Here is a 23,317-nt window from a genome sequence, read left to right as displayed (position 1 = left end):
TATCAGTCGGTCCGTCCCCGCGGGGGGCAGACGGATCGATTGTCAGGCCCCGCCATTACGGTGAGTGGCTCTGGAGACATCCGTCCGGCGACCCACGGGGGAGTCGCTGGGCGGATGTCGATCGCCCTGCAAGCTACTGCCCTGAAGGAGTCGATCCTGATGAGTCAGGACAACAAGCCCACTTCCGACGCCTACCGGCCCCTGGACAGCTTTCCCGACAGCGCGGCCGCGGCCGCGCCTGTCGGCACGGACGACAGTTACCCCGACGGTATCAAGTCCGCCGCCGCGCAGGACAGCTACCCGGACAGCGCCAAGTCCGCTGTCGCGCAGGACAGCTACCCGGACTCCCCGGCTCCCGCATCCGCACAGGACAGCTACCCGGACTCGCCGGCACCGGTCGCGCCGAAGGACAGCTACCCGGACGGGGCCAAGCAGTAGGGAGCGGTACATCCCGTTGGGGGGCGGGAAGGCGGGACCGGCCGCGATGGCCAGGAGGGGAGGCCATCGTGACCGGTCCCGCCGAAAGACGGCGAATGACGACAGTCGCGCCAATATTCGATCACTTCAGGACAGTTGATCGAACATATGCTCCCATGCCGCCAGGTCTGGGTATCAGTAGCGAATATTCGTGCCCCACGGAGGAGTTGGAATGACCCGCTCAAAAAAGGCCCTTCTGGCCTGCGCGTTTGCTGCGACCATAGCCGCCGGAACCGCAGCCCCAGCCTTTGCGGATGCTTACCCGGACCACGCCTCGGGCGTGACGACACAGGACGCTTACCCGGACAGCCCCGCGCCGGTTTCCCCGGCTCTCGAGACGAGCGACGTCAACAGCTGACTGCCCGCCGTCGCATACCTCACCCGTGGGGTCGAGCCGCACCGGCTCGGCCCCACGTCGTGGTTTCCGGTCTGCGTCGCGGCCTCAGGCCCGGCCGCTCCGCAGGCTGCGCTTGAGCACCTTGCCGCTCGCGTTGCGCGGCAGCTCCGGCAGGAACTCGACCTGGCGCGGCACCTTGTAGTTGGCCATCTCGCGGCGGGCCCAGGCGACCAGGCCGTCGGCCGTCAGCGCGGAGTCCGGGCGGCGGACCGCGTAGGCCTTGGCGACCTCGCCGAGGCGGGCGTCCGGGACGCCGACGACGGCGACATCGGCGATGTCCGGGTGACGGGCGAGGAGTTGCTCGATCTCGGCGGGATAGGCGTTGAAGCCCCCGACGATGAACATGTCCTTGATCCGGTCGGTGATCCGCAGATTGCCCTCCGCGTCGAGGACGCCGATGTCGCCCGTCCGCAGCCAGCCGTCCGGCGTGATGGCGCGGGCGGTGGCGACCGGGTCCTCGAAGTAGCCGCGCATCACGTGATAGCCGCGGACCAGCACCTCACCGGGGGTGCCCGGCGGGCGCGGGCCGCCCGCTGGGCTCACCACCTTGACCTCGGTGTCCGGGATGGCGCGACCGGAGGTGGCGGCGATGGTCTCCGGCGGATCGCCCCGGCGACACATGGTGACGGTGCCGGACGCCTCCGTCAGGCCGTACGCCGTCAGCACGGTGGCGACCCGCAGTTCGGAGCGCAGCCGCTCCACCAGCTCCAGCGGGACGACGGCGGCGCCGGTGACGACGAGGCGCAGCGTGGACAGGTCGTGCGCGGCGCGTGCCGGGTGGTCCAGGATCGCCTGGTGCAGCGTCGGCGGCCCGGGCAGCACGCTGACGCGCTCGGCGGCGATGCGGGCGAGCGCGGTGTCCGCGTCGAAGACCGGCTGCGGCACCATCGTCGCGCCGCGCGTCAGGCAGGCGAGGACGCCCGCCTTGTAACCGAAGGTGTGGAAGAAGGGGTTGACGATGAGATAGCGGTCGCCGTGCGTCAGCCCCGTCACCTCGCTCCAGGTGTCGTAGACGCGCAGGGTCTGCGCATGGGTGATGACCACGCCCTTGGGGTCGCCCGTGGTGCCGGAGGTGAAGGTGATGTCGGAGGGGTCGGACGGGCGGACGGAGTCGGCCCGGGCCCGTACGGCGTCCGGCGGCACGGACTCGCCCGCGGCCAGGAAGTCCTTCCAGGTGCGGAAGTCGTCCGGGGCGTCCTCCGCGAGGACGATCACCTCGCGCAGATACGGCAGCCCCGGCAGCGGAACCCCCTGCCCGGCCCCCTGCTCCGCCGCCCGCCGCAGTGACGCCACGTACGAGGCGCCCAGGAAGGTGCCGGTGATGAACAGATGGGTGGCCCGGGTGCGCCGCAGGACGTACGCCGCCTCGGCCCCCTTGAAGCGGGTGTTGACCGGGACGAGGACGCCGCCCGCGGTGACCGCGCCGAGGGCCGCCACGATCCAGTCGGTGGTGTTGGGCGCCCAGATCGCGACCCGGTCGCCCCGCTCGACGCCGGAGGCGACGCAGGCGGCCGCGGCGCGCTCGATACGGGCGCCGAGTTCGGCGTACGAGATCCGCGCGCGGCCCTCGACGACGGCTTCCGTCGCCTCCCCGTAAGCCCGCGCCGCGTCCCGTATCAGCGCCGGGATGGTCTGCCACTGAGCCATGAGACGCCTCCGCACCCGGATCCCACTAGCTGACTACCCGTCAGATTAGCGGTAGCCTTCCCCGCTGTCAGCACCGGTGACCGCGACGTACGGAGGTGGCCATGGGCCTGAAGGACGCGACGGCGATCGTCGGCATCGGCCAGACCCCGTTCGCCAAACGCCTCCCCGAATCCGAGAAAACCCTCGCCTGCCGGGCGATCCTGGCCGCCCTCGACGACGCCGGAATCGCCCCCTCCGAGGTGGACGCCTTCGCCTCGTACACCATGGAGGAGACCGACGAGGTCGAGGTCGCCAAGGCGATCGGCGCGGGCGACGTCACGTTCTTCAGCAAGGTCGGCTACGGGGGCGGCGGTTCCTGCGCCACCGTCGCGCACCTGGCCGCCGCGATCGCCACCGGCCAGGCGGGCGTCGGGGTGGCCTGGCGCTCCCGCAAACGCGGCAGCGGGCCCCGGCCCTGGACCAACACCCGCGTCCAGCTGCCCACCCCCGCCCAGTGGACCCGGCCGTACGGACTGCTGCGGCCCGCCGACGAGATCGGGCTGCTGGCGCGGCGCTACATGCACGAGTACGGCGCCACCCGCGACCACTTCTTCAACGTCGCGCTGGCCTGCCGCAACCGCGCCAACCAGAACCCCGCCGCGATGATGTACGACCGCCCGCTGACCCGCGAGATGTACATGACCGCCCGCTGGATCAGCGAACCGCTGTGCCTGTTCGACAACTGCCTGGAGACGGACGGCGCGCTGGCCTGCGTCATCGTCTCCGCCGAGCGGGCGCGCGACTGCGCCCGCCCGCCGGTGTACGTCCACTCCGCCGCCCAGGGGCTGCCCGCCCAGCACCACGGGATGGTCAACTACTGGAACGACGACCCGCTCACCGGGCCCGCCTGGACCGCCGCCCGCCACCTGTGGAAAACCGCCGACTTCGGCCCGCGGGACGTGGACGTGGCGCAGATCTACGACGCGTTCACCCCGCTGATCCCGCTGTCCCTGGAGGGCTACGGCTTCTGCGGGCGCGGCGAGGGCGCCGCGTTCACCGAGGGCGGCGCGCTGGAGGTGGGCGGACTGCTGCCGCTCAACACCGGCGGGGGCGGGCTGAGCGAGGCGTACGTGCACGGCTTCAACCTCATCACCGAGGGGGTCAGACAGCTGCGCGGAACCAGCACCGCCCAGGTCCCCGACGCCCGGACCTGCCTGGTCACAGCGGGCGAGGGAGTTCCCACATCGGCCCTGCTGCTGAGGAGTTGACCCATGACCGAGCCGACCGAGCCGCTGGAGCTGCTCCGGCCCGTGCCCGACGAGGACGGCGCCCCCTTCTTCGACTACGCGGCCCGCGGGGAGCTGCGCGTCCAGACCTGCGGCGGCTGCGGTGAACCGCGCTTCCCGCCCCGGCCGTGCTGCCCGCGCTGCCAGTCCTTCGACAGCCTGTGGACACGGACGAGCGGGCGTGGCCGGATCTGGTCGTACGTCCTGCCGCATCCGCCGCTGCTGCCCGCCTACGCGGCCCAGGCCCCGTACAACGTGATCCTCGTCGAACTGGCCGAGGCCCCGCGCATCCGGCTGGTGGGCAACCTGGTCGACTCCCCCGGCGCCGCGCTGAACTCCGTCGACCCGGCGCGGATACGGATCGGCGCGCCCGTGCGGGCCGTCTTCCATCCCATGCCGGGCGGGCCCACGGTGGTGCGCTGGCTGCTGGAGCGGCCATGACGGTCGTGAGGGAGACCCGGGACGACGGGGTCGCGGTCGTCACCCTGGACCGGCCCGAGCGCCACAACGCCATCGACCTGGCGACCGCCGCCGAACTGGCCTCCGTATGGCGGGACCTGCGCCGGGACGAGTCGGTGCGGGCGGTGGTGCTCACCGGGGCGGGCGAGCGGGCGTTCTGCACCGGGATCGACCGCACGGTGACGGTCCCCCAGCCGCCGTCCCCGTACGCGATGGACGATCCGCTGCGGGACATCGGGCCCAAGGCGAACGACCTGTGGAAGCCGGTCGTGGCGGCGGTGGGCGGGATGGCGTGCGGCGGGGCGTTCTACCTGCTGGGCGAGACCGAGTTCATCGTCGCCGACGAGACCGCCACCTTCTTCGACCCGCACACCTCCTACGGGATGGTCAGCGCGTACGAGGCCGTCTACATGGCGCAGCGCATGCCCGCCGGGGAGGTCGCGCGGATGGCGCTGATGGGGACCGCCGAGCGGGTCTCCGCGCGACGGGCCTATGAGACGGGGCTGGTCAGCGAGGTGGTGCCGCCGGGCGAGGCGGTGGCCGCCGCGGTGCGGGCCGCCGCGGTCATCGCGGCGCACCCGACGGAGGCGGTCCAGGGCACCGTACGGGCGCTGTGGGCGGCGAAGGAGGCGGCGCTGTCCCCGGCGCTCGCCCGGGCCCCGGAGCTGATCGCCCTGGGGAACCTGCCGCCGGGCGCGCAGGCCGCGCTCTTCGCGGCCCGCACGCCCGGCTTCCGTACGCGGTGAGCCGGAGCCCCCGCCGCGTCAGCTCGTCGTGTACTTGGAGGAGAGGCTGATCTGGCAGGTGTACTGGGTGCGCTTGGTGATGGTGTAGCTCGCGGTGGCCGTGAACGTCTCGCTCTGGCCGGGCAGCACGGTCACGTCCTGGCTGTCGTAGCCGAGCAGCCCGTCGTCCGCGTAGTCGTTCCACTTGACGCTGACCGAGTAGCGGAAGCTGCGGGTGGTGTCGGTGTTGGTGACCTTGATGTCGTACTTGAACTGGCTGGTCGACTGGTCGTAGCGGCAGTTGGTGCCGCTCGTCTCGCTGGTCGCGTCCGGGTTGTAGGTGGGCGGCGCGGAGTAGGTGTATGAGTCCGACGGCGTCGGGGCGCCGTAGGACGGCAGGTCCGAGGGCCCGCTCGGCAGGTCGGTGGGGATGTCGCTGGACAGTCCGCTGGGGCCGGACGCGGGCTCGTCGCCGCCGCCGGTACCGCCGGAGACGAATCCGTTGTCGCTCCCCCCGAGTCCGTGGCTCTTCTTCTTTCCGCATCCGGTGAGCGATCCGGTGAGCGCGAGCACGCCGACCAAGGTGACGGCAAACAGGCGCGAGGAACGGCGTTGCATGGAATTACCCCCGTGGAAAAGCCGCAATCAAGCCAACCTGATATCGGTTGACAAGTGCACGCCACCCTAGCCAACGGGTGCCCGTACTCCCAAGTCACCACGGCTCGGCACACCGGCTCAGTAGACGGACGCGACCTCGCACCGCACGACGTTCCGGGCCTCCAGCGGATCGTCGAGCGGCACCCGGACGGTCTCGGTCCGCCCCGCGGGGACGCGTACGTTCTCGCTGCCCCGGGTCACCTCGGCCCCGCTCTTGTCGAGGAAGGTCATGTCGACGATGTACAGCTCGGACGAGCCCGAGCGGTTGCGCACCTTGACCGTGGCGGCCGGGTCACCGTCCTTGTCCCGGCCCGCGCAGGTGACGACGGTCGTCTCCGGCTCCTTCGGCGACGCGCTCGCCGTACCACCGGCGGACGGGGTGGAGCCGTAGCGGTTGTTGTGGCGGTAGCGGGAGCCGCCGGAACCGGAATACGAGTCGTCGGAGTCCGAGTAGCCGCCGGAGCTCGAACCGGAACCGGAACTGGAACCGGACTGATGCGAACTGGAGCTGGAGCAGCCGCCTCCGCCGCCTCCGTGCCCCCGGCTTCCGCGCGATTTGCCCTTGAACCCGGTGAGCGCCACCAGCACCACCATGAGCACGGCCGTGAGCCGCAGACCTCTCCGCATGATGAACCACTTTCCCCCGTCGATACCAGCGGCCTCCCGGGCGCCGCCCGGGAGGTCAGTGAACGCGCATCACCGTAGCAGGGGTTGTCAGGGACACAGCCGCTATGGGCGGGCCGAGGGGCGGGACTGGCCGGTGCCCTTGACCGCGTCCAGGGCGTACACACAGCGGTCCTTGCTGCACGCGTACACCACACCGCCCGCCGCCACCGGCGAGCCGGTGATCTCGCCGCCCGTGGCCAGCTTCCAGCGGAGCTGGCCGCCGGCCGCGTCGACCGTGTAGAGGCAGTGGTCGGCCGAGCCGAAGTGGACGCGGCCGTCGGCGACGACCGGGGAGCCGATGACCTCGCCGCCCGCCGCGAAGCGCCACTTGGGGGTGCCCGTGACCGCGTCGAGCGTGTACAGGGCGCTGCCGCTGCCCAGGTGGACGGAGCCGTCGGCCACCAGGACCGGTTCGACCGAGCCGCGCGCCTCGGTGGCGATGCGCCAGCGGTCGCGGCCGTTCGAGGCGTCGAGCGCGTAGACCGTGCCCAGGTAGTCGGCGATGTAGATGCCGCCGCCGGTCACCGCGGGCCCGGGCGCGTACGCCGGGGCGCTCAGGAAGACGGCGGGCGCCTCGAAGCGCCACCGCACCTCCCCGCGGGCGATGTCGATCGCCAGCACCCGGGTACCGGCCGAGACGTACACGGCCCCGTCGGGCGCCGGGAGCAGCCGCAGCGGCACGCCGCCGCAGGACGCCGTGTCGCCGACCGGGTACGACCAGCGCTCATGGCCCGTACGCGCCTCCAGGGCGCGCAGCCGGGCGTCCGACCACACGTAGACCGTGCCGTCGTGCACGGCCGGACCGGACTCGGGCGTCTCGAAGTCGGTCTGGATGCCCTGCGTCTCCCACAGCAGCTCGCCGTTGGCCGCCTCCCAGGCCTGGACGCCGCCGCCGCGGGTGCCGGTGACGACCGTGCCGCGGTCGACCTTGAGCGAGTAGACCCAGCCGTCCGTGGACAGCCGCCACCGCTCGGAGCCGTCCGTCGCGTCCAGCGCGTACAGGGTGGGCCCGTCGGAGGCGTGGATACGGCCGCCCTCGACGGCCATCGCCCAGGCCACGTCGCGGGTCTTGAACTGCCGCCGCCCGGTGGCCACATCCAGGGCGTGCACCTCGAACGAGGTGACGTAGAGCAGGTCTCCGGCGACGGCCGGGGTGCCCCACACGTCGTTCGACATGCGGAACCGCCAGGGGCGCCAGCGGCCGTGGCCCGCCGCGCCCGGCTGCTCGGCCGCGTCGGTGGCCGGGGAGTGGGAGGGCGGCGGGACGGCGCCCGCGGCCTCGCCCCCGCTCACCCCGCCGGTGGTCAGACCGGTGGGCGGCCGCACCCAGCCCGTGGCCGGCCCGGTGTCGTGCCGCGGCTGCGGGTCGCGCGTGGCGGCGGCGTGCAGCCCGGGGCCGATGGCCACCTGGGAGTTGTGCAGCCGGACCGGCCCGTCAGTCCCGGTGGGCATGGGCATGGGCAGGGGCGCGGGCGCCGGGGCGGGCGCGGGCGCGGGTGCGGAGGGCACGGGAGCTGAGGGGCCGGGTGCGGACGGCGGCGCGGCGTGCCGCCCGGGGCCGATGGCGCCCAGCGCGTTCGACGGACCGGCCGCCTGGTCCGCGCGCATGCCTCCGCGCGGATCGCCCGCGCCCACCGGCTCCCAGCCGCCCGCTCCCGCGGGCGCCCCGTGCCGCCCGCCGCCGCGCCCGTCGGCCCCGGCAGGGGCGTACGAGGGCGGTGTGGGCGGCCGCTCGGGCGGCAGCGGCACGGACGGACGGCTTCCGGCCCCGCCGCTCCCGGAGGGGCGGGAGGAGCCGGACGGGGGCCGCGAGCCGCGGGCCACCTGATTGCGTCCGCTGCGCTTGCGCTCGATGAGCGCGACCGCGCCGCCCGGCAACCACGCCGAGGCCGTACCGCTGTCGTCGGCGTTGGACGCGAAGAGGTGCGGGGCCAGCTGCGACTGCAAATCCGCCGGGGACGGCCGCCGGTCGGCCTCCATCTGCATGCACGACTCGATGAGCGGCCGCAGCTCGTCCGGCAGCCCGGTCAGGTCCGGGCCCTCGCGCAGCAGCATGAACACGGTCTCGACCGGGTTGGCGCCGTGGAAGGGGGCGTGCCCGGTGGCCGCGAAGGTCAGGGTCGAGCCGAGCGAGAAGATGTCACTGGCGCCCGTCACGCTGCGTGAGTCGCGCGCCTGCTCGGGTGACATATAGGCGGGCGTGCCCACGGCGACGTTGGTCATCGTCAGCCGGGTGTTGGAGACGCCCGAGGCGATACCGAAGTCGATCACGCGCGGGCCGTCCTCGACGACCAGCACGTTCGACGGCTTCAGGTCCCGGTGGACCAGGCCCGCGCCGTGGATGGACTGCAGCGCCTCGGCGACCCCGGCCGCCAGCCAGCGCACCGCCTGGGCGGGCATCGGCCCGCACTCATTGACTATTTCCTCAAGGGAGGGCGCGGGGACGTAGGCCGTGGCCAGCCAGGGCACCGCGGCGCGCGGATCGGCGTCCACGACGGCGGCCGTGTAGAAACCGCTGACCGCGCGGGCCGCCTCCACCTCGCGGGTGAAGCGGACGCGGAACAACTGGTCCTCGGCCAGCTCGGTCCGGACCGTCTTGATCGCGACCCGTCGGCCGGACGCCGAACGTGCCAGATAGACGAGCCCCATGCCGCCCGCGCCAAGCCGGCCCAGCACCTCGAAGGGACCGATCCGCCTCGGATCGTGCTGCGTCAGCTGGTCCACCACTTGCCTGCCACCTCCCCGTGGGGGCTTGAAAAAATACAGCCCCGTGCAGCGTCTCACCGACAAACCAACCGGCGGCACGCATCCTGCATTCTCTCTGGCGAAGGCGGCGGTTGCGAACCCGGGGGCGATTCGTCGTGTCATCGGGCGATACGGAGCCGGAGCCCATCCGGTTCGACCGACCGGCCGCCGGACCGCCCTCAGCCCCGCCCCGCCCTGTTCTCCGTTGTTCCGGAGTCCGCCGACGAGGTGTCGATGACCGCGAAAACCGCGCCCTGATTGTCCGCTAGGACCGCGAAACGCCCGTACGGCGTATCTTCGGGCCCATTGAGGACCCGCCCGCCCAGCCGTTGGGCCGTACGCGACACATGATCGCAGTCCGCCACCACAAAGTACGTCAGGAAGTGCGCGGGCAGTTCGACCGGGTGCCGTTCACTCATCACGACCCGCGCGGCGACGGCGTGACCGGGGTCGGCGGGGTCGCCGCGCGGCGACCACAGCAGGATCTCGGCGGGGCGCTTCGACCCGGGCGCGGGCCCCTGGGCGCCGGGCGCGGGCCCCTGGGTGCCGGGCGCGGTCTCGCCGACGCCGGGCGCGGGAGCCGCCTCGTAGCCGAAGACCGTCCGGTAGAAGGCGTCCACCACCCGCGGCTCCCGGGTGTGGACCTCGGTCCATCCATACGCGCCGGGTTCGTCCCGGCGGGCGAAGCCGGGGTGGCTGCCGGCCTGCCAGAGCCCGAAGACCGCGCCGCCCGGGTCGGCGGCCGTGGCCATCACACCCAGGTCGTCGATCCACCGGGGCGCGACGATCACCCGGCCGCCCGCCTCGCGGATCCGGGCGGTGGCCGCGGCGGCGTCCCCGGTCGCGAGGTAGACGTTCCAGACGGTGGGCATCCGGCCGTCGGACTTGGGGACCAGCGCCGCGACGTCCTTCCCGCCGAGCCGGGCCCAGGTGTACGGGCGGTAGCCCGCGGTGCCCTCGGTGAAGGTCCAGCCGAACAGCTCGCCGTAGAAGCGGCGGCCCGCCGCGAGGTCGGGCAGCATCGCGTCCACCCAGCAGGGCACGCCTTCCGCGCAAGCGACCATGGCCCGAGTCCTCCCGCGTCCCGCGTATTCGCGGCCTTTGCCGCGTTTGCCACGCTAACGGGGGATCGCCGCGTCTGCCCGCTCCGGAAGTCGAAATATTTGGCCAATCCTTGGCCCGTTCCGCCAGGCTCCGACCGGGTCATCCACGCTTCTTATCCACAGCCTGTTGATAACACGATTCACCCGCATGGCTGAGCGGTGATTGACGGCTTGACGCCATCCGAGAGGCCCTCGGATGGGGCCGGAATCAGCCATTCCGAGCTGCGACGGAGGGCTCACAAACCCTCTCATCCCGCACGAACCCCATTTGCACGCAGTCGAATCGCGCTTCGATCACCCCTCGGTAAGCTGACTGCATGACAGGACAAGTACGCACCGTCGACGGTCGGGTGGCCGGTCGTCGCGGGCAGGCGACGCGGCAGAAGCTGCTCGACTGCCTCGGCGAGATGCTCAGCACATCCCCGTACCGAGACGTCAAAGTCATCGATGTCGCCCGCAAGGCAGGCACCTCACCGGCGACGTTCTACCAGTACTTCCCCGATGTGGAGGGCGCCGTCCTCGAGATCGCCGAGGAGATGGCGAAGGAGGGCGCGAGCCTGACCGATCTGGTCGCCGGGCGCTCCTGGGCGGGCAAGTCCGGCGCCACGGCCGCCGACGAGCTGGTCGACGGCTTCCTCTCCTTCTGGCGCAAACACGACGCCATTCTGCGTGTGGTCGACCTCGGCGCGGCCGAGGGAGACAAGCGGTTCTACAAGATCCGCATGAAGATCCTCAACGCCGTCACCAACTCCCTGACGGACGCGATCAAGGAGCTTCAGTCCAAGGGCCGGTACGACAAGGACGTCCAGCCGGCTGCCGTGGCGGGCTCGCTCGTCGCGATGCTGGCGGCGGTCTCCGCCCACCAGAAGGGGTTCCAGAGCTGGGGCGTCAAGCAGGCCGACCTGAAGCCGAGCCTGGCGCTGCTGGTGCACCTGGGGATCACCGGTCGCAAGCCACCGAAGTAGCGCCGCGGCGCTCACTACCGCGCCCGCGTGCCCGTCCGCGCCCCCGCGTGCATCCGCGCGCCGAAGCCGGCCGGGCCCGGTCGGCGGGCCAGCACGTCCTGTCATGTCACGGCGGACCACTCGACCCGAGTGGTCCGCCGCGGCCGTTTCCGCGCGGGGTCAGTACCGCGTCGGGAACAGCTGAAGGCTGGCCTTGCGGCCGGAGACCGACTTCACCCAGATCTTCAGGTTGTTGAACGTGACGGTGCCGCCCGGGCTGGTGCTGCCGCTGAGGCTCCCTCCCGCGGCCGACATCCTGACGGTCCGGGAGCTGACGCTCGTGATCTTCAAGCTCCCGAACCCGAACTTGCGGCTGTCGACCTTGATGGTCTTGGGCGCCGACACGGTGGTCTTGCACCGCCCGTCGTAGCAGGGTCCGTTGGCGGCGGACGCCGTCGGCGTCATCAGGCCGAACCCGAGGGTGCCCGCCATGGTCAGCGTCACGGCGGTGGTCGCGGCCCGTCGGCCCATACGGTTGCTGTTCACGTCATCGTCCTTCGGTCGGTCGGAAGCGGTACGGCGGGTGCTGCCCCGCCGCACCGATTCCAACGGCCGCCGGGTTGTTCGGTAAGGCACTCCCCCGCCCTGAACAACCCGCGGCGCCTACCGCTCCCGCCCGGGCACCGGCTCCAGGCGGAAGAGCCGGATCCGGCGGTCCACCCGCGCCTGGTAGCTCGCGTACGGCGGCCAGAAGGCCACCACCGCCGTCCAGGCCCGCTCCCGCTCCGCGCCCTCCAGCAGACGGGCCCGGACCCGGATGTCGCGGCCCTGCCAGCTGATCTCCGCGTCCGGGTGGCGCAGCAGATTGGCGGTCCAGGCCGGATGGCCGGGGCGGCCGAAGTTACTGCCGACCAGGAGCCAGCCGCCGTCCTCCTCCGGCATGCACGCCAGCGGCGTACGGCGGGGCAGCCCGGACTTCGCGCCGCGCGCCGTGAGGATCACCCCCGGCAGCATCCGCGCGCTCGGCAGCACCCGGCCCCGGGTCAGCCGGTGGACGGCGCGGTCGAGGGCCGGGACGACGTGCGGGGCGAGCCGCGCGAAGGTACGCCCCGAGGACATCTTCTGGACGAGCCGCGTCATCCGCGCCCCCGGCGGCATCAGACCGTCACCGCCGCGGCGGCGGCCGGGGCGAAGAGCCCGTCCCGGTCGGCCGCCCGCTCCCGCAGCCGGTGCGCGGGGCCGAACAGCAGCTCGTCGGAGGCGGCCCGCTTGAGATACAGATGCGCGTCGTGCTCCCAGGTGATGCCGATGCCGCCGTGCAGCTGCACGGCCTCGCCCGCGGCTACCCGCTGCGCCTCCAGGGCCGCCGCGAGCGCCAGCGGCCCCGCGACCCGGCCCTGTGGCCCGTCGGCCGCCCATGCCGCGTAGTACGCCGCCGAGCGGGCCGCCTGGACCGCCACGTACACATCGGCCAGCCGGTGCTTGACCGCCTGGAAGGAGCCGATCGGGCGGCCGAACTGCTCCCGGGTCCGTACGTGGCCGACCGTACGGGCGAGGGCCGCGTCCGCCGCGCCCACCGCCTCGGCGGCGAGGGCGGCCGCCGCCGGTCCGCCCAGCCCGGCCAGCGCGCCCGCCACGTCCGCGCCGTCCTCGCCCAGCAGCTCGGCCGGGACGTCCCGCAGCTCGATACGGGCCTGCGGCCGGGTCTCGTCCAGCGCGGTCAGCCGGGTGCGGACCAGTCCGGGCGCCCCCGCCCGTACGGCGAAGACCAGAGTGCGGCCGCGCGTATAGCCCCCGGCGCGGGCGGCGACCAGCAGCAGCCGGGCGCTGTGCCCGTCGAGCACCTGCTCCACCTGCCCGTACAGCCGCCAGCCCCCGTCCCGGACCCGGGCCTGGACACCCCCCGCGCGCCCGCCCCCCGCCCAGTCCGCCGCGCCCTGGCGATCGCACGCTCCCCCTGGCGCCGCGGGCCCGTCCGGCGCGACCACGCGGACCAGCCCCAGCGCCGCGGGCAGCGCCCGGCCCGGGACCGCGAGGGCCGCCGTCAGGTCGCCGCGCGCGACGCGCGGCAGCAGCTCGGCGCGCTGGGCGGCGGTCCCGAGGGCGGCGACCAGGGGCGCGGCGAGCACGGCGGTGGCCAGCAGCGGCGAGGGCAACAGCGCGCGCCCGGTCTCCTCGCAGGCGAGCGCCAGCTCGACGGACCCGCAGCCGACGCCCCCGTACACGGTGGGCAGCGCGAGCCCGGGCAGGCCCAGCCGTCCCGCGAGACAGCCCCACAGCGCCTCGTCGTATCCGGCGGCGGTGCGGACCGCGGCCTTGACCTCGTCGCCGCCGCACCGCCCCCGCAGCAGCTCGCGCAGGGTGCGCCGGATCTCCTCCTGCTCCTCACTGAGCGCGGCATCCATCGGACGAAGCACCTCCCGTTCCTGACGACCAGTCATACTAACGCCGAATCTGATGTACCGTCAGATACATGACGCCCGCCCCCCGCAAGGTCGCCGTCGTCGGCGTCGCCCTCGCCGACTGCGGGCGCGTCGACGGCCCCACCCCCTACACCCTGCACGCCCAGGCCGCCCGCCGCGCGCTCGCCGACTCCGGTCTCGACCGGTCCGTGGTGGACGGCTTCGCCTCGGCGGGGCTCGGCACCCTGGCACCCGTGGAGGTGGCCGAGTACCTGGGGCTGCGGCCCGGCTGGACCGACTCCACGGCCGTCGGCGGCGCCACGTGGGAGGTGATGGCGGCGCACGCGGCGGACGCCATCGCCGCCGGGCACGCCCGCGCCGTCCTCCTCGTCTACGGGTCGACCGCCCGCGCCGACATCCGGGCGGGACGCCGGACCGCGAACCTCTCCTTCGGGGCGCGCGGACCGCTCCAGTTCGAGGTGGCGTACGGCCACACCCTGATCGCCAAGTACGCGATGGCCGCGCGCCGCCATATGCACGAGTACGGCACCACCCTCGAACAGCTCGCGGACATCGCCGTTCAGGCACGCGCCAACGCCGCGCACAACCCGGACGCGATGTTCCGCGACGCGATCACGGTCGATGACGTCCTGAGCGGGCCGATGATCGCCGACCCGTTCACCAAACTGCACTGCTGCATCCGCTCGGACGGCGGCTGCGCGGTGCTGCTGGCGGCCGAGGAGCTCGTCGCGGACACGGCCCGGCCCCCGGTGTGGGTGCTGGGGGCGGGCACCGCCGTCTCCCACTCCGCGATGTCGGAGTGGGACGACTTCACCGTCTCACCCGCGGCGGCCTCCGGCCGGGCGGCCTTCGCGCGGGCGGGGGTGCGGCCGTCGGAGATCGATGTGGCGGAGCTGTACGACGCGTTCACCTATATGACGCTGGTGACCCTGGAGGACCTCGGCTTCTGCGCGAAGGGCGAGGGCGGCGCGTTCGCGGCGGGCGGCCGGCTGACGCTCGGCGGCGCGCTGCCGGTCAACACCGACGGCGGCGGCCTGTCCGCCTGCCACCCCGGGATGCGCGGGCTGTTCCTGCTGGTCGAGGCGGTACGGCAGCTGCGCGGCGAGGCGGGTGAACGCCAGGTGCGCAAGGCGGGCGGACGGCTGCCGGAACTGGCCGTGGCGTCGGGGACGGGCGGCTGGTTCTGCTCCTCCGGGACGGTCGTGCTCGGCCGCGGCTGACCGGCGTACGGCTTCCGCTTGCCCCGCCCGGCGCCGGGTGGTCGGATGGTGCCCCCATGAACGACGCCCACGACGCACACGACGACGAGGCCTTCCGGGAACTGCTGCGGGGCCTGCGCGTCCCGCACGCGGACGAACTGCCCGTATTCGACCCCGCCCAGGCCCCGGACGCACCGCTTCCGCTGTTCCGGCGGTGGCTGCGCGAGGCCGCCGAGGGCGGCGAACCGGGCCCGCACACGATGATGCTCGCCACGGCCGGTGCGGACGGCCGCCCGTCCCTGCGCACCGTGATGCTGCGCGGCGCCGACGCCCGTGGCTGGCACTTCGGCACCCATCGCACCAGCCGCAAGGGCCGCGATCTGGCCGAGCACCCGTACGCGTCGCTGGGCTTCCACTGGATGCGCGACGGACGCCAGGTCCGGATCAGCGGGCGCGTCACGCAGGCCGCGCCCGAGGAGAGCGCGGCGGACCTGCGCGGCCGCTCCCCCGCCGCGCTGGCGGCGGCACTGGCCGGGGCGGGGAGGCAGAGCGCGGTGCTCGGTTCGCAGGAGGAGCTGGAGGCGGCCTTCGCGGACGCGGACGAGCGGGCCGCGCGCGAACCGGACGCCACCGCCTCCACCTGGACGCTGTACGCCCTGGAGCCGGACGAGGTGGAGTTCTACCAGGAGGAGGCGCGGCGGCGGCACGTACGGCTCCGCTACCGCCGCGCCCCGGAGGAACGCGGCGGCTGGCGGCGCGAGTCGCTCTGGCCGTGAGGTCCCCCGTAAGGCCCCGCAAGGCCCCGCAAGGCCTGCGGTCAGGCCCGTCAGCCCAGCCGCACCGGCAGCGCCCGGTGGCCGTTGACGATGACCGACGGGGAGCGCTCCAGCGGCTCGTCCGGGTCGGCGAGCCGCAGACCGGGGAAGCGGGCGAAGAGTTCCCGCAGCGCGATGGTGGTCTCCAGACGGGCGAGCGAGGCGCCCGGGCAGCTGTGCGGGCCATGGCCGAACGAGGTGTGCCGGGGGCGGCGGGCGATGTCGAAGCGGTCGGCGTCCGCGCCGTGCTGGGCGCGGTCGCGGCCCATGCCGCCGTAACTGATCACCACGCCCTCCCCCGCGCGCACGAGGGTTCCGGCGACGTCGATGTCCTCCGTGGCGAAGCGGAACAGGAAGTTCAGCGCCGGGGCGTCCAGCCGCAGGCTCTCCTCGACCACGTCGTCCCAGCTGTAGCGGCCGGTGTGGACGAGTTCGAGCTGCGCGGGGTCGCCCAGCAGCGACCGTACGGAGTTCACGATCACATGGACGCTGGTCTCGTGCCCGGCCGTGATCATCACCTGGATGGTGGCGATCAGCTCCTCGAGGGCCTCCTGTGACGGTTCGTCGCCGAGTTCCGACAGCAGCGCGCTGGTGAGGTCGGCGCCGGGCTCGTCGCGCTTGAGCTGGACCAGCCGCGCGATGTAGTCGTACAGCCCCTGGAGGGTGGCGAGGACGGTCTCGGGGGCGGAGTTGTTGTCGAAGAAGGCGTCATACAGCTTCCGCATCGGCCGGTGCCATTCGGTCGGCATGCCGAACAGCTCGCCGACCACGGTGATGGGCAGCGGGAACGCGAAGGTGTCCTTGAGGTCCACCACCCCGCCCGAACCCCCGTCCGCGACGGCCTCCGCCGTACGGTCGAGCAGCTCGCGGGTGATCTCCTCGACACGGCCGCGCAGCGCCTCCACCCGCTGCGGGGTGAACTCCCGGGCGACCGGGCGGCGCAACCGCCGGTGCTCGGGGCCGTCCGTGCTGACCATGGAGGTCCCCAGGTCGACCAGGCCGATCAGCGGCCAGTCCGGGGGGATCTCCCCGCGCGTCCAGGCGCCCCACTGGCCGATGTCCTTCACGAAGCGGCTGTCGCGCATCACCTCGCGGGCGGGCGCGTCATGGGTGACGGCCCAGGCGGGCACCCCGCCCGGCAGCTCCACCCGGACCACGGGGCCTGCTGCGTAGAGGAGTTCGCTCTCCTCCGCGGACGTACGGATCGTCGGGTCGAGCAGGAAGGGTCGTTCCTCGGTCAGTCCCAACCGAAGCCTCCGGTGTATGAGTGGGCGGGCGTATAGGTGACGGGCAGCGAGGTCAGGCCGCGCAGCCACGGCGAGGGACGCCACCGCAACGCGTCCGCGGGCACGGCCAGTTCCACGTCCGGCAGGTGCTCCAGCAGCGTCTCGACGGCGGTGTGGGCGACGACCTCGGCGATCCACTGGCCCGCGTACGGGCACCGGTGCTCGCCGTGGCTGTACGACATATAGGCGTTGTGGCCCTCCGGCCCGGCCGCCCCGGCCATCCCGGCGATCCCGGCCGCCTGGGGGCGTACGTACGGGTCGGTGTTGGCCCCCGCGAGTCCGAGCAGCACCAGGTCACCGGCCGGGATGCGGGTAGCGCCGAGGACGGTGTCCTGGGTGGTGAACCGGCCCGCGAAGATCTGCACCGGCGTGTGGTCACGCAGCACCTGGTGCATGGCCTGGCGGACCGAGCGGCGGCCGCCGCCCATGTCGGCTGCGTAGTCGTGGTCGGTGAGCAGCAGCCACAGCGTCATGCCGATCCAGTCCATGCAGGGCTGGTGTCCGGCGAGGGTGAGGACCATCAGGTCCTCGACCACCTCCTGGTCGGTGAGACCGGCGTGGTCGGCGAGCATCCGGGAGGTGGCGTCCGGGCCGGGGTCCTTCCGTTTGCGGGCCACCAGCCGCTCCATGGTGTCGCGCACCTCGATCTGCCCGCGCAGGGCGTCGGGGCCGCCGTCGACGATGTCGTTGATGGCCTTCACCAGGGCGACGCCCTCGGCGTCGGACAGGCCGAGGACGCGGCTGAGGGCGAGCACGGGCAGCGGATGGGCGTAGTCGGCGATCAGGTCGGCCCGGCTGCCTTCGCTCAGCTTCTCGATCAGGCCCTGCGCGAACGACTGGGTGGCGTCCTGCATCTGATTGAGATCGACCGCTTCGAGGGCGGATCCGACCGCTCCGGCGCGCCTGCGGTGATCGTCGCCCTCCCGGTACAGCAGCGACCCGTTGTCCTCGACCATGGGACGCAGCGGCCAGTCCGGCGGGATCTGCGGCCACAGCTTCCAGCGCGCCGAAGCGCGCCCGAACACCTTGGTGTTCTCGGTGACGCGCAGCAGTTCGCGGTAGCCGACGACCAGCCAGGCGGGGACGCCGCCGGGGAGCAGCACGGGGGCGACCGGTCCGTAGGTGTTCCGCAGCTCCCGGTACACCTCCGCGGGCGTGTCCTGGAAGCGCGTGCCGAACAGCTCGGGGGCGTCGTGGTGGGACGCGGGCTGCTCGATGGGGGGCGCGTCGGCCTCTGGCGGGGAAGGTGCGCCGGGTTCGTCGCGTAAACCCGGCCCGTCTGGTGCGGCGGGTTCGTCGGACGGTGAGGTCGGCTGGGTCACGAAGCGGCCTCCTGGGCGGCGGACAGGGTGTGGAGATGGTCGAGCAGCGCCACCAGGACGTCCTTGCCCGAGGTGTGGGAGCGGGCGTCGCAGGCGACCAGCGGTATCGCGTCCGCGAGGTCGAGCGCGCCGCGTATGGCGTCGAGGCCGTGGTCCGGACTGTCGTCGAAGCGGTTGTGGGCGACGACGAACGGCATCCCCTTGCGCTCCAGGTGGTCGATGACGGGGAACGAGTCCGCCAGCCGCCGGGTGTCCACCAGGACCACCGCGCCCCAGGCGCCCACGAACAGGTTGTCCCACAGGAACCGGAAGCGGCTCTGCCCGGGGGCGCCGAACAGATACGTCACGATCCGCTCCGTGACGCTGATCCGGCCGAAGTCGAAGGCGACCGTGGTGGCCGACTTGCCCTCCACCCCGGCCACGTCGTCGACGCCCACGCCCGTCTCGGTCATCACGGCCTCGGTCGTCAGCGGGTCGATCTCGCTGACGGCCCGGACGAAGGTCGTCTTGCCGACGCCGAAGCCGCCCGAGATCACGATCTTCACCGCGTCCCGGGCCCTGTCGCTCAAGGGCGCCTCGACGTCGCCCAAGGAGGCCTCGACGTCGCCCAAGGGGGACTCGTCGACCGTCTCAGAGGTCTTTGAGTGCTCAGAGATTTTTGAGTGCAACGAGAACCTCTCGGACCAGGCCGGTGTCGGGCAGCGGGTGCCGCGCCGGGGCGGGCTCCACGCCGCGCGGAGCCGACTGCCCGCCGGAGCGCGGCGGGGCACCGGCCACACTGCTGGGGTGGCGGACGGAGATCCGGCCCTCGGCGAGCAGATCGGACAGCAGGATCGCGACGACGCCCACGGGCATGCGTAGCCGCGCGGAGACCTCCACCAGCGCCATCGGATGGCGGCACAGCCTCAGGATCTGAACCGTCTCCGGGGTCATACCCGCCGCCGGTTCGGACTCGCTGACGACCAGTGACACCAGATCGAATTCCGTGTACGCGCGGCTACGTCCTCCCGTCGCGGCGAACAGCCGGTCCGGCTGTTCATGGACGTCCCAGCGCATCATGCCGTCGCGCCGCCCTCCTCCCCGGGCATGCGCTGCGGCGAGGTGAGGTACGAGAGAAGCCCGTCGACCAGCACGGACATGCTGTTGCCGACGATCCCCGGGTCGGCGTCCTCGCGGGCGAGCACCGCGAGATGGGCGCCCTCGCCCGCCTCGACGGTCATCAGCACCGCACCGCCGACCGCGACCAGGGAGTGCTCCACGCTGCCGGTGCCGTCGCCGAACTTGGTCGACACCGTTCTGGCCAGGCTCTGGATGCCGGAGGCGATGGCGGCCAGCGTCTCCGCCTCCGACTGGGTCAGGTCGGAGGAGTGGGTGATCACCAGCCCGTCGTTGGACACCGCGAGCGCGTGCCGCGCCCCCGGCGTCTTCGCCAGCAGGGCGTCGAGCTTCCAGTCGAGGTCATGCGGGTTCATGAGGTCGTGCCTTCCGAGCGTGGTGTCGTGCGAGTGCGGTCCTGCTTGACGGCGGTGTGGAACGAACCGAACCGGTTCCCCGCCTCCGCGGGCTTCTTCCGTACGGGAGGCGGCGGCACTGGTGGCGGGGCACCCCGCTCGGCGCCGGTCTCGACCTGTTTGCGGCGTCGCCTGGGCAGCCCCTCGGGGGTGAGCGGATGGGCGCCGGACCGCTCTTCGGGCGACTCCTCAGGGAGTGGGGGCGTGGGCGACGGCGGTCGGCGGGAGGGGAGCACGGGCGCGGCGGCGCGGTGTTCCGGAGCCCGCTCGCGCGTCGTGCCGCGCGGGTGATCGTCCGGTGCGTGCCGACCCGGTGCGTGCCGACCCGGTGCGTGCTGGCCCGGTGCGTGCCGACTGGGTGCGTGGTCGCCCGGTGCGTGCTGGCCCGGTCCGTGGTGCTCGGCCCGGGGCTCGGTGAGCAGCTGCTGCGGGATCAGTACGGTGACCGCCGTACCGCCGGTCGCGGACGACTGATACGTGACGCGCAGCCCGAACTTACGGGCGATCATGCCCACCACCAGCAGCCCCTGCCGGGTGCCGGACAGCTTCAGCATGCTCGACGGGTCGTCGGTGACCGCCTGCTGCGCCCGGGCGAGCATGTCGGGCTGCATGGCCAGGCCGCTGTCCGCGATCTCGACGGCGATCCCGCGCGGGACCTCCTGGACGTAGACGTTCACGGTGGTGGAGGGCGGCGAGAAGCTCACGGCGTTGTCGATCAGCTCGGCGAGGAGCGTGATCACCTTCTCGGCAGCGGCGCCGACCACGGCCTGTTCGCTGGAGCAGCGGATCTCCACCCGCTCCAGCCCCTCGATACGGGAGGTGGCGGCCCGCAGCACCCGCCAGATGACGATGGGCCGGGGCCAGTGCTTACCGGACAGCGCGCCGGTGAGGACGGCGACGCGGTCGGCCATCCGGCCGGTCTGCGAGGCGGTGCTGTCGAGCTGGAAGAGGTCGTCGAGGGCATCGGCCTCGTAGCGGTCCTGCATCTCCCGCAGCCGGGCGAGGTTGCCCGCGACCAGCGCCTGGAGGCGACCGGCGATGCTGCGGAACGCGGCCACCATCTCGGTGCGCTTCTGCCGCTCCCGGGACAGCTCACCGCCCACGGTCTCCAGCAGGGCGCGCAGCGGGCCGGTCGCGGGCCGCTCGGTCCCGGCCAGGGCCTGGTCGACCGGGACCCGGCCGCGCAGCTGCCCGACGAGGGCGGGTAACGCGGTGCCGACGGTGTGGTCGAGGTCCCGTTCCGCGGCGGCGGCGCGCTGCTCGGAGGCCGCGACCCGCTGCTCCGCGGCCGCGACCTGGGCCCTCAGCTCGCGGACCTCGGCTTCGGCGCGCTCGGCGGTCAGCCGGTTCGTCTCCGCGATGGCCCCGGCCTCGGCGGCCCGGGCCTCGGCCTGCGCGGCCCGGAACTCCAGGGCCCGTACGGCCGATTCGGCGCGCGCGAGGGCCGCGGCGCGATGGGCGGCGGCCGCGACCGCGGCGCTCACCAGCGCCCCGGCCATGACCGCCCACCCGATCACCGCGGGTCTCGCCGCTTCGGGGGCGACTGCCGCCGCCACCCACCCGGCGATGCCGAGCACGGGGACGGTCACCAGGAGGCCGAGGAAGGCCCGCTTGGCGGGGGAGTCCCACCGGCGGCCGCGCGACCGCTGACGCTGATCGGGGTGTATCGGAGTCATCGATTCCTCGCGGCCGGTGGGTCGAGCGGGCAACAGCCGCCGGGCGCCCTTGGGTCTAGCTCGGGAGAGTAAGTCCTCGGTAAAAGGCGGAAGTTAGGCGGTCAGTCTAGGCATCAGGCCGAGCGATTATTCAAGATTGATCATCGAATTTCTTTGTCGGCTGATGCGAATTCGGCCTGATCATTCGGGCAGCGGCCGGAAGACGGGAACGGCCGGGGCGCCGTCCCCCAGCACGCGGAAGACGACGCGCAGCCGCATCCCGGCACGCAGCCCGCGCGCGGGGTGGTCGACGATCCGGGTCATCATCCGCGGCCCCTCGGCGAGATCCACGACGGCGGCGGTGTACGGGACCTGGGCGCCGAAGGGCGGGAGGTCGTTGCGGTGCACCTCTGACCAGGCGTAGAGGGCGGCGGCGCCGCTCGCCTCCTCCCAGTCGACGTCCTCGCTCCAGCAGTGCGGGCAGAACTCGCGGGGGTAGTGGTGGGCCCGGCCGCAGGAGCCGCAGCGGCGGATCAGGAGCCTGCCCTGGGCGGCGGCGTCCCAGTAGGGGCGGGTGAAGGGGTCGGGCTCGGGAAGGTCGAAGCGGGGCGCCGCGGGGGCGCCGGAGGCATCGGGGCCGCTCATGGGCACACTCCCTTCCGACCCGCCATTCCTGACGGCACATCAGTTTCGGGGGTCGGACGGAAGCGCGCAAGGGGCGAACGGAGGCCGCGAGGAGCGGCCCGCGGGAGGGCCGACCGGCCACCCGCCCCCGTGACCGATCCGCAACCGATTCGGAATTCCTTTGACCGAAACCCGTCAAGCAGCGGACTACGCTCGGCGCCATGGCCGATAGTCTCCCCGCGAGATCCCCTTCACCCGTCTATGTGATCGGCGGCGGACCGGGCGGGCTCGCCACCGCCGCCGCACTGGGCAGGCGCGGCATTCACGCCGTCGTCCTGGAGAAGTCCGACACGGTCGCCGCCTCCTGGCGGGGCCACTACGACCGGCTGCGCCTGCACACCACACGCCACCTCTCCGCGCTGCCCGGGCTGCCGATCCCGCGCGCGTACGGGCGCTGGGTCGCCCGGGACGACGTGGTGCGCTACCTGGAGCGATACGCGGAGCACCATCGGCTGGAGATCGCCACGGGGGTGGAGGTGAGCCGGATCGACCGGTCCGGCGACGACACCGGCTGGGTGCTGCGGGCCGGTGGCGGCCGCGAACTGTTCTCGCCGGTGGCCGTCGTCGCGACCGGCTACAACCACACGCCGCGACTGCCGGACTGGCCGGGCCGGGACACGTACACCGGGGAGCTGCTGCACGCCCACCGCTACCGCCATGCCCGGCCGTACGAGGGCCGGGACGTGCTGGTGGTCGGGGTCGGCAACACGGGCGCGGAGATCGCGGTCGACTTGGTCGAGGGCGGCGCGGCGCGGGTGCGGCTGGCGGTCCGTACGGCGCCGCACATCCTGCGCCGCTCGACGGCGGGCTGGCCCGCCCAGCGCACCGGCATCCTGGTGCGGCGGCTGCCGCGGGGCGCGGTGGACCGGGCGGCGCGGGTGATGAGCCGCCTGAGCATGCCGGACCTGTCCGCACAGGGGCTGCCGTGGCCGGAGGCCGGGCTCTACACCCGGGTGCGGGAGGGCGCGATCCCGGTGCAGGACGTGGGGCTGGTCGACGCGGTGCGGACAGGGCGGGTGGAGGTGGTCGCCGCGGTCGCGTCACTGGACGGCGACAAGGTGGTGCTGGCCGACGGCTCCCGCATCGGCCCCGAGGCGGTGATAGCGGCGACCGGCTACCGGCGCGGACTGGAGGACCTGGTCGGGCACCTGGACGTCCTGGACGGCCGCGGGCATCCGCTCGCCCACGGCAGACGGACCCTGCCCACCGCACCGGGCCTGTACTTCACGGGCTATACGAACCCGATCAGCGGCATGCTGCGCGAGCTGGCCCTCGACGCGAGGAAGATCGCCACGACGGTGTCCCGCACGACGGCTTGATTTCGCCGTCCGCGCGGC

General features: G+C 73.1%; 23 protein-coding genes. 8 read left to right on the top strand and 15 right to left on the bottom strand.

Translation table 11 applies throughout. From position 1 onward, the window contains the following. The first annotated feature begins 159 nt into the window (after positions 1-159). On the top strand, positions 160-438 hold the full coding sequence (locus ACZ6CL_RS28715) for a hypothetical protein (RefSeq protein WP_468940576.1): 279 nt from the start codon (positions 160-162) through the stop codon (positions 436-438). Between the two features lie 481 nt (positions 439-919). Here ACZ6CL_RS28715 and ACZ6CL_RS28710 read toward each other — a convergent pair whose 3' ends face one another. After that, complete coding sequence (locus ACZ6CL_RS28710; protein ID WP_468940573.1) at positions 920-2,521, bottom strand: FadD3 family acyl-CoA ligase; 1,602 nt, start codon at positions 2,519-2,521, stop codon at positions 920-922. 101 nt (positions 2,522-2,622) lie between these two features. Here ACZ6CL_RS28710 and ACZ6CL_RS28705 point away from each other — a divergent pair, with 101 nt between their 5' ends. The 3 genes from ACZ6CL_RS28705 to ACZ6CL_RS28695 are packed head-to-tail and all read left to right on the top strand — an operon-like array spanning position 2,623 to position 4,991. Beyond that, positions 2,623-3,768 carry a lipid-transfer protein gene (locus ACZ6CL_RS28705; protein WP_468940571.1) on the top strand — a complete coding sequence of 382 codons (1,146 nt, stop codon included), beginning with the start codon at positions 2,623-2,625 and terminating at the stop codon, positions 3,766-3,768. A gap of 3 nt (positions 3,769-3,771) precedes the next feature. After that, positions 3,772-4,227 carry a Zn-ribbon domain-containing OB-fold protein gene (locus tag ACZ6CL_RS28700; protein WP_468940568.1) on the top strand — a complete coding sequence of 152 codons (456 nt, stop codon included), beginning with the start codon at positions 3,772-3,774 and terminating at the stop codon, positions 4,225-4,227. After that, the gene (locus tag ACZ6CL_RS28695; RefSeq protein ID WP_468940565.1) at positions 4,224-4,991 is read left to right on the top strand and encodes an enoyl-CoA hydratase/isomerase family protein; all 768 of its coding nucleotides are present in this window, start codon (positions 4,224-4,226) and stop codon (positions 4,989-4,991) included. The genes ACZ6CL_RS28700 and ACZ6CL_RS28695 overlap by 4 nt, the downstream gene beginning before the upstream one ends. Positions 4,992-5,009: 18 nt before the next feature. Here the strand turns inward: ACZ6CL_RS28695 and ACZ6CL_RS28690 are convergent, their stop codons facing one another. The 4 genes from ACZ6CL_RS28690 to ACZ6CL_RS28675 form a co-directional block, all read right to left on the bottom strand. Next, positions 5,010-5,543, bottom strand: coding sequence for a hypothetical protein (locus tag ACZ6CL_RS28690; RefSeq protein WP_468940563.1), 534 nt, complete (start codon positions 5,541-5,543; stop codon positions 5,010-5,012). Between the two features lie 162 nt (positions 5,544-5,705). After that, a complete protein-coding gene (locus ACZ6CL_RS28685) occupies positions 5,706-6,254 on the bottom strand; it encodes a hypothetical protein (RefSeq protein WP_468940561.1) in 549 nt (182 codons plus the stop codon). Between the two features lie 102 nt (positions 6,255-6,356). Next, positions 6,357-9,020: a protein serine/threonine kinase AfsK gene (afsK, locus tag ACZ6CL_RS28680; protein WP_468940559.1), complete on the bottom strand. Its 2,664-nt coding sequence runs from the start codon at positions 9,018-9,020 to the stop codon at positions 6,357-6,359. Between the two features lie 197 nt (positions 9,021-9,217). Further along, on the bottom strand, positions 9,218-10,102 hold the full coding sequence (locus ACZ6CL_RS28675) for a VOC family protein (protein ID WP_468940556.1): 885 nt from the start codon (positions 10,100-10,102) through the stop codon (positions 9,218-9,220). 356 nt (positions 10,103-10,458) lie between these two features. Between ACZ6CL_RS28675 and ACZ6CL_RS28670 the strand changes: the two genes are divergently transcribed. Continuing rightward, positions 10,459-11,106 carry a TetR family transcriptional regulator gene (locus ACZ6CL_RS28670; RefSeq protein WP_468940553.1) on the top strand — a complete coding sequence of 216 codons (648 nt, stop codon included), beginning with the start codon at positions 10,459-10,461 and terminating at the stop codon, positions 11,104-11,106. A gap of 159 nt (positions 11,107-11,265) precedes the next feature. On the opposite strand, the gene ACZ6CL_RS28665 is transcribed toward ACZ6CL_RS28670, so the two are convergent. The 3 genes from ACZ6CL_RS28665 to ACZ6CL_RS28655 all read right to left on the bottom strand — a co-directional run bounded on the left by ACZ6CL_RS28665 (position 11,266) and on the right by ACZ6CL_RS28655 (position 13,490). Continuing rightward, positions 11,266-11,631, bottom strand: a complete 366-nt coding sequence (locus ACZ6CL_RS28665; protein WP_468940551.1) for a hypothetical protein — start codon at positions 11,629-11,631, stop codon at positions 11,266-11,268. 117 nt (positions 11,632-11,748) lie between these two features. Then, on the bottom strand, positions 11,749-12,225 hold the full coding sequence (locus tag ACZ6CL_RS28660; protein ID WP_468940549.1) for a nitroreductase family deazaflavin-dependent oxidoreductase: 477 nt from the start codon (positions 12,223-12,225) through the stop codon (positions 11,749-11,751). Between the two features lie 17 nt (positions 12,226-12,242). Next, positions 12,243-13,490 carry an acyl-CoA dehydrogenase family protein gene (locus tag ACZ6CL_RS28655; protein WP_468940546.1) on the bottom strand — a complete coding sequence of 416 codons (1,248 nt, stop codon included), beginning with the start codon at positions 13,488-13,490 and terminating at the stop codon, positions 12,243-12,245. 68 nt (positions 13,491-13,558) lie between these two features. Here ACZ6CL_RS28655 and ACZ6CL_RS28650 point away from each other — a divergent pair, with 68 nt between their 5' ends. Next, entirely contained in the window at positions 13,559-14,728 is a 1,170-nt protein-coding gene (locus tag ACZ6CL_RS28650; protein ID WP_468940543.1) for a thiolase C-terminal domain-containing protein, read from the top strand. Between the two features lie 56 nt (positions 14,729-14,784). Beyond that, positions 14,785-15,483 carry a pyridoxine/pyridoxamine 5'-phosphate oxidase gene (locus tag ACZ6CL_RS28645; RefSeq protein ID WP_468940541.1) on the top strand — a complete coding sequence of 233 codons (699 nt, stop codon included), beginning with the start codon at positions 14,785-14,787 and terminating at the stop codon, positions 15,481-15,483. Between the two features lie 50 nt (positions 15,484-15,533). On the opposite strand, the gene ACZ6CL_RS28640 is transcribed toward ACZ6CL_RS28645, so the two are convergent. The 7 genes from ACZ6CL_RS28640 to ACZ6CL_RS28610 all read right to left on the bottom strand — a co-directional run bounded on the left by ACZ6CL_RS28640 (position 15,534) and on the right by ACZ6CL_RS28610 (position 21,941). Continuing rightward, positions 15,534-16,769 (bottom strand): cytochrome P450 family protein, encoded by a 1,236-nt coding sequence (locus ACZ6CL_RS28640; RefSeq protein ID WP_468940539.1) that lies wholly within the window; start codon positions 16,767-16,769, stop codon positions 15,534-15,536. Next, positions 16,760-18,130 carry a cytochrome P450 family protein gene (locus ACZ6CL_RS28635; RefSeq protein WP_468940536.1) on the bottom strand — a complete coding sequence of 457 codons (1,371 nt, stop codon included), beginning with the start codon at positions 18,128-18,130 and terminating at the stop codon, positions 16,760-16,762. The genes ACZ6CL_RS28640 and ACZ6CL_RS28635 overlap by 10 nt, the downstream gene beginning before the upstream one ends. Next, on the bottom strand, positions 18,127-18,741 hold the full coding sequence (locus tag ACZ6CL_RS28630; protein ID WP_468940535.1) for a GTP-binding protein: 615 nt from the start codon (positions 18,739-18,741) through the stop codon (positions 18,127-18,129). The genes ACZ6CL_RS28635 and ACZ6CL_RS28630 overlap by 4 nt, the downstream gene beginning before the upstream one ends. A 37-nt stretch (positions 18,742-18,778) precedes the next feature. Further along, positions 18,779-19,189: a DUF742 domain-containing protein gene (locus ACZ6CL_RS28625; protein WP_468940532.1), complete on the bottom strand. Its 411-nt coding sequence runs from the start codon at positions 19,187-19,189 to the stop codon at positions 18,779-18,781. After that, positions 19,186-19,602, bottom strand: coding sequence for a roadblock/LC7 domain-containing protein (locus ACZ6CL_RS28620; protein WP_385443668.1), 417 nt, complete (start codon positions 19,600-19,602; stop codon positions 19,186-19,188). Before ACZ6CL_RS28620 ends, ACZ6CL_RS28625 begins: the two co-directional genes overlap by 4 nt. Continuing rightward, positions 19,599-21,317, bottom strand: a complete 1,719-nt coding sequence (locus tag ACZ6CL_RS28615; RefSeq protein ID WP_468940529.1) for a sensor histidine kinase — start codon at positions 21,315-21,317, stop codon at positions 19,599-19,601. Before ACZ6CL_RS28615 ends, ACZ6CL_RS28620 begins: the two co-directional genes overlap by 4 nt. 180 nt (positions 21,318-21,497) lie before the next feature. After that, complete coding sequence (locus ACZ6CL_RS28610) at positions 21,498-21,941, bottom strand: Zn-ribbon domain-containing OB-fold protein (RefSeq protein WP_468940526.1); 444 nt, start codon at positions 21,939-21,941, stop codon at positions 21,498-21,500. Between the two features lie 200 nt (positions 21,942-22,141). Between ACZ6CL_RS28610 and ACZ6CL_RS28605 the strand changes: the two genes are divergently transcribed. Next, positions 22,142-23,299 carry a flavin-containing monooxygenase gene (locus ACZ6CL_RS28605; RefSeq protein WP_468940524.1) on the top strand — a complete coding sequence of 386 codons (1,158 nt, stop codon included), beginning with the start codon at positions 22,142-22,144 and terminating at the stop codon, positions 23,297-23,299. Positions 23,300-23,317 lie beyond the last annotated feature (18 nt).

Source organism: Streptomyces sp. NPDC041200 (genome assembly GCF_055591805.1).
The sequence above is the reverse complement of the archived record's forward strand: the minus strand, read 5'-3'. Positions and strand labels throughout refer to the sequence as shown.

Bases quoted from the DNA above. Each gene is read 5' to 3' on its own strand.
- ACZ6CL_RS28625 (WP_468940532.1), bottom strand. From the start codon at position 19,189: ATGATGCGCTGGGACGTCCATGAACAGCCGGACCGGCTGTTCGCCGCG.
- ACZ6CL_RS28685 (WP_468940561.1), bottom strand. From the start codon at position 6,254: ATGCGGAGAGGTCTGCGGCTCACGGCCGTGCTCATGGTGGTGCTGGTG.
- ACZ6CL_RS28710 (WP_468940573.1), bottom strand. From the start codon at position 2,521: ATGGCTCAGTGGCAGACCATCCCGGCGCTGATACGGGACGCGGCGCGG.
- ACZ6CL_RS28715 (WP_468940576.1), top strand. From the start codon at position 160: ATGAGTCAGGACAACAAGCCCACTTCCGACGCCTACCGGCCCCTGGAC.
- ACZ6CL_RS28650 (WP_468940543.1), top strand. From the start codon at position 13,559: ATGACGCCCGCCCCCCGCAAGGTCGCCGTCGTCGGCGTCGCCCTCGCC.
- ACZ6CL_RS28615 (WP_468940529.1), bottom strand. From the start codon at position 21,317: ATGACTCCGATACACCCCGATCAGCGTCAGCGGTCGCGCGGCCGCCGG.
- ACZ6CL_RS28660 (WP_468940549.1), bottom strand. From the start codon at position 12,225: ATGACGCGGCTCGTCCAGAAGATGTCCTCGGGGCGTACCTTCGCGCGG.
- ACZ6CL_RS28695 (WP_468940565.1), top strand. From the start codon at position 4,224: ATGACGGTCGTGAGGGAGACCCGGGACGACGGGGTCGCGGTCGTCACC.
- ACZ6CL_RS28605 (WP_468940524.1), top strand. From the start codon at position 22,142: ATGGCCGATAGTCTCCCCGCGAGATCCCCTTCACCCGTCTATGTGATC.
- ACZ6CL_RS28620 (WP_385443668.1), bottom strand. From the start codon at position 19,602: ATGAACCCGCATGACCTCGACTGGAAGCTCGACGCCCTGCTGGCGAAG.
- ACZ6CL_RS28675 (WP_468940556.1), bottom strand. From the start codon at position 10,102: ATGGTCGCTTGCGCGGAAGGCGTGCCCTGCTGGGTGGACGCGATGCTG.
- ACZ6CL_RS28670 (WP_468940553.1), top strand. From the start codon at position 10,459: ATGACAGGACAAGTACGCACCGTCGACGGTCGGGTGGCCGGTCGTCGC.
- ACZ6CL_RS28610 (WP_468940526.1), bottom strand. From the start codon at position 21,941: ATGAGCGGCCCCGATGCCTCCGGCGCCCCCGCGGCGCCCCGCTTCGAC.
- ACZ6CL_RS28645 (WP_468940541.1), top strand. From the start codon at position 14,785: ATGAACGACGCCCACGACGCACACGACGACGAGGCCTTCCGGGAACTG.
- ACZ6CL_RS28700 (WP_468940568.1), top strand. From the start codon at position 3,772: ATGACCGAGCCGACCGAGCCGCTGGAGCTGCTCCGGCCCGTGCCCGAC.
- ACZ6CL_RS28705 (WP_468940571.1), top strand. From the start codon at position 2,623: ATGGGCCTGAAGGACGCGACGGCGATCGTCGGCATCGGCCAGACCCCG.
- ACZ6CL_RS28655 (WP_468940546.1), bottom strand. From the start codon at position 13,490: ATGGATGCCGCGCTCAGTGAGGAGCAGGAGGAGATCCGGCGCACCCTG.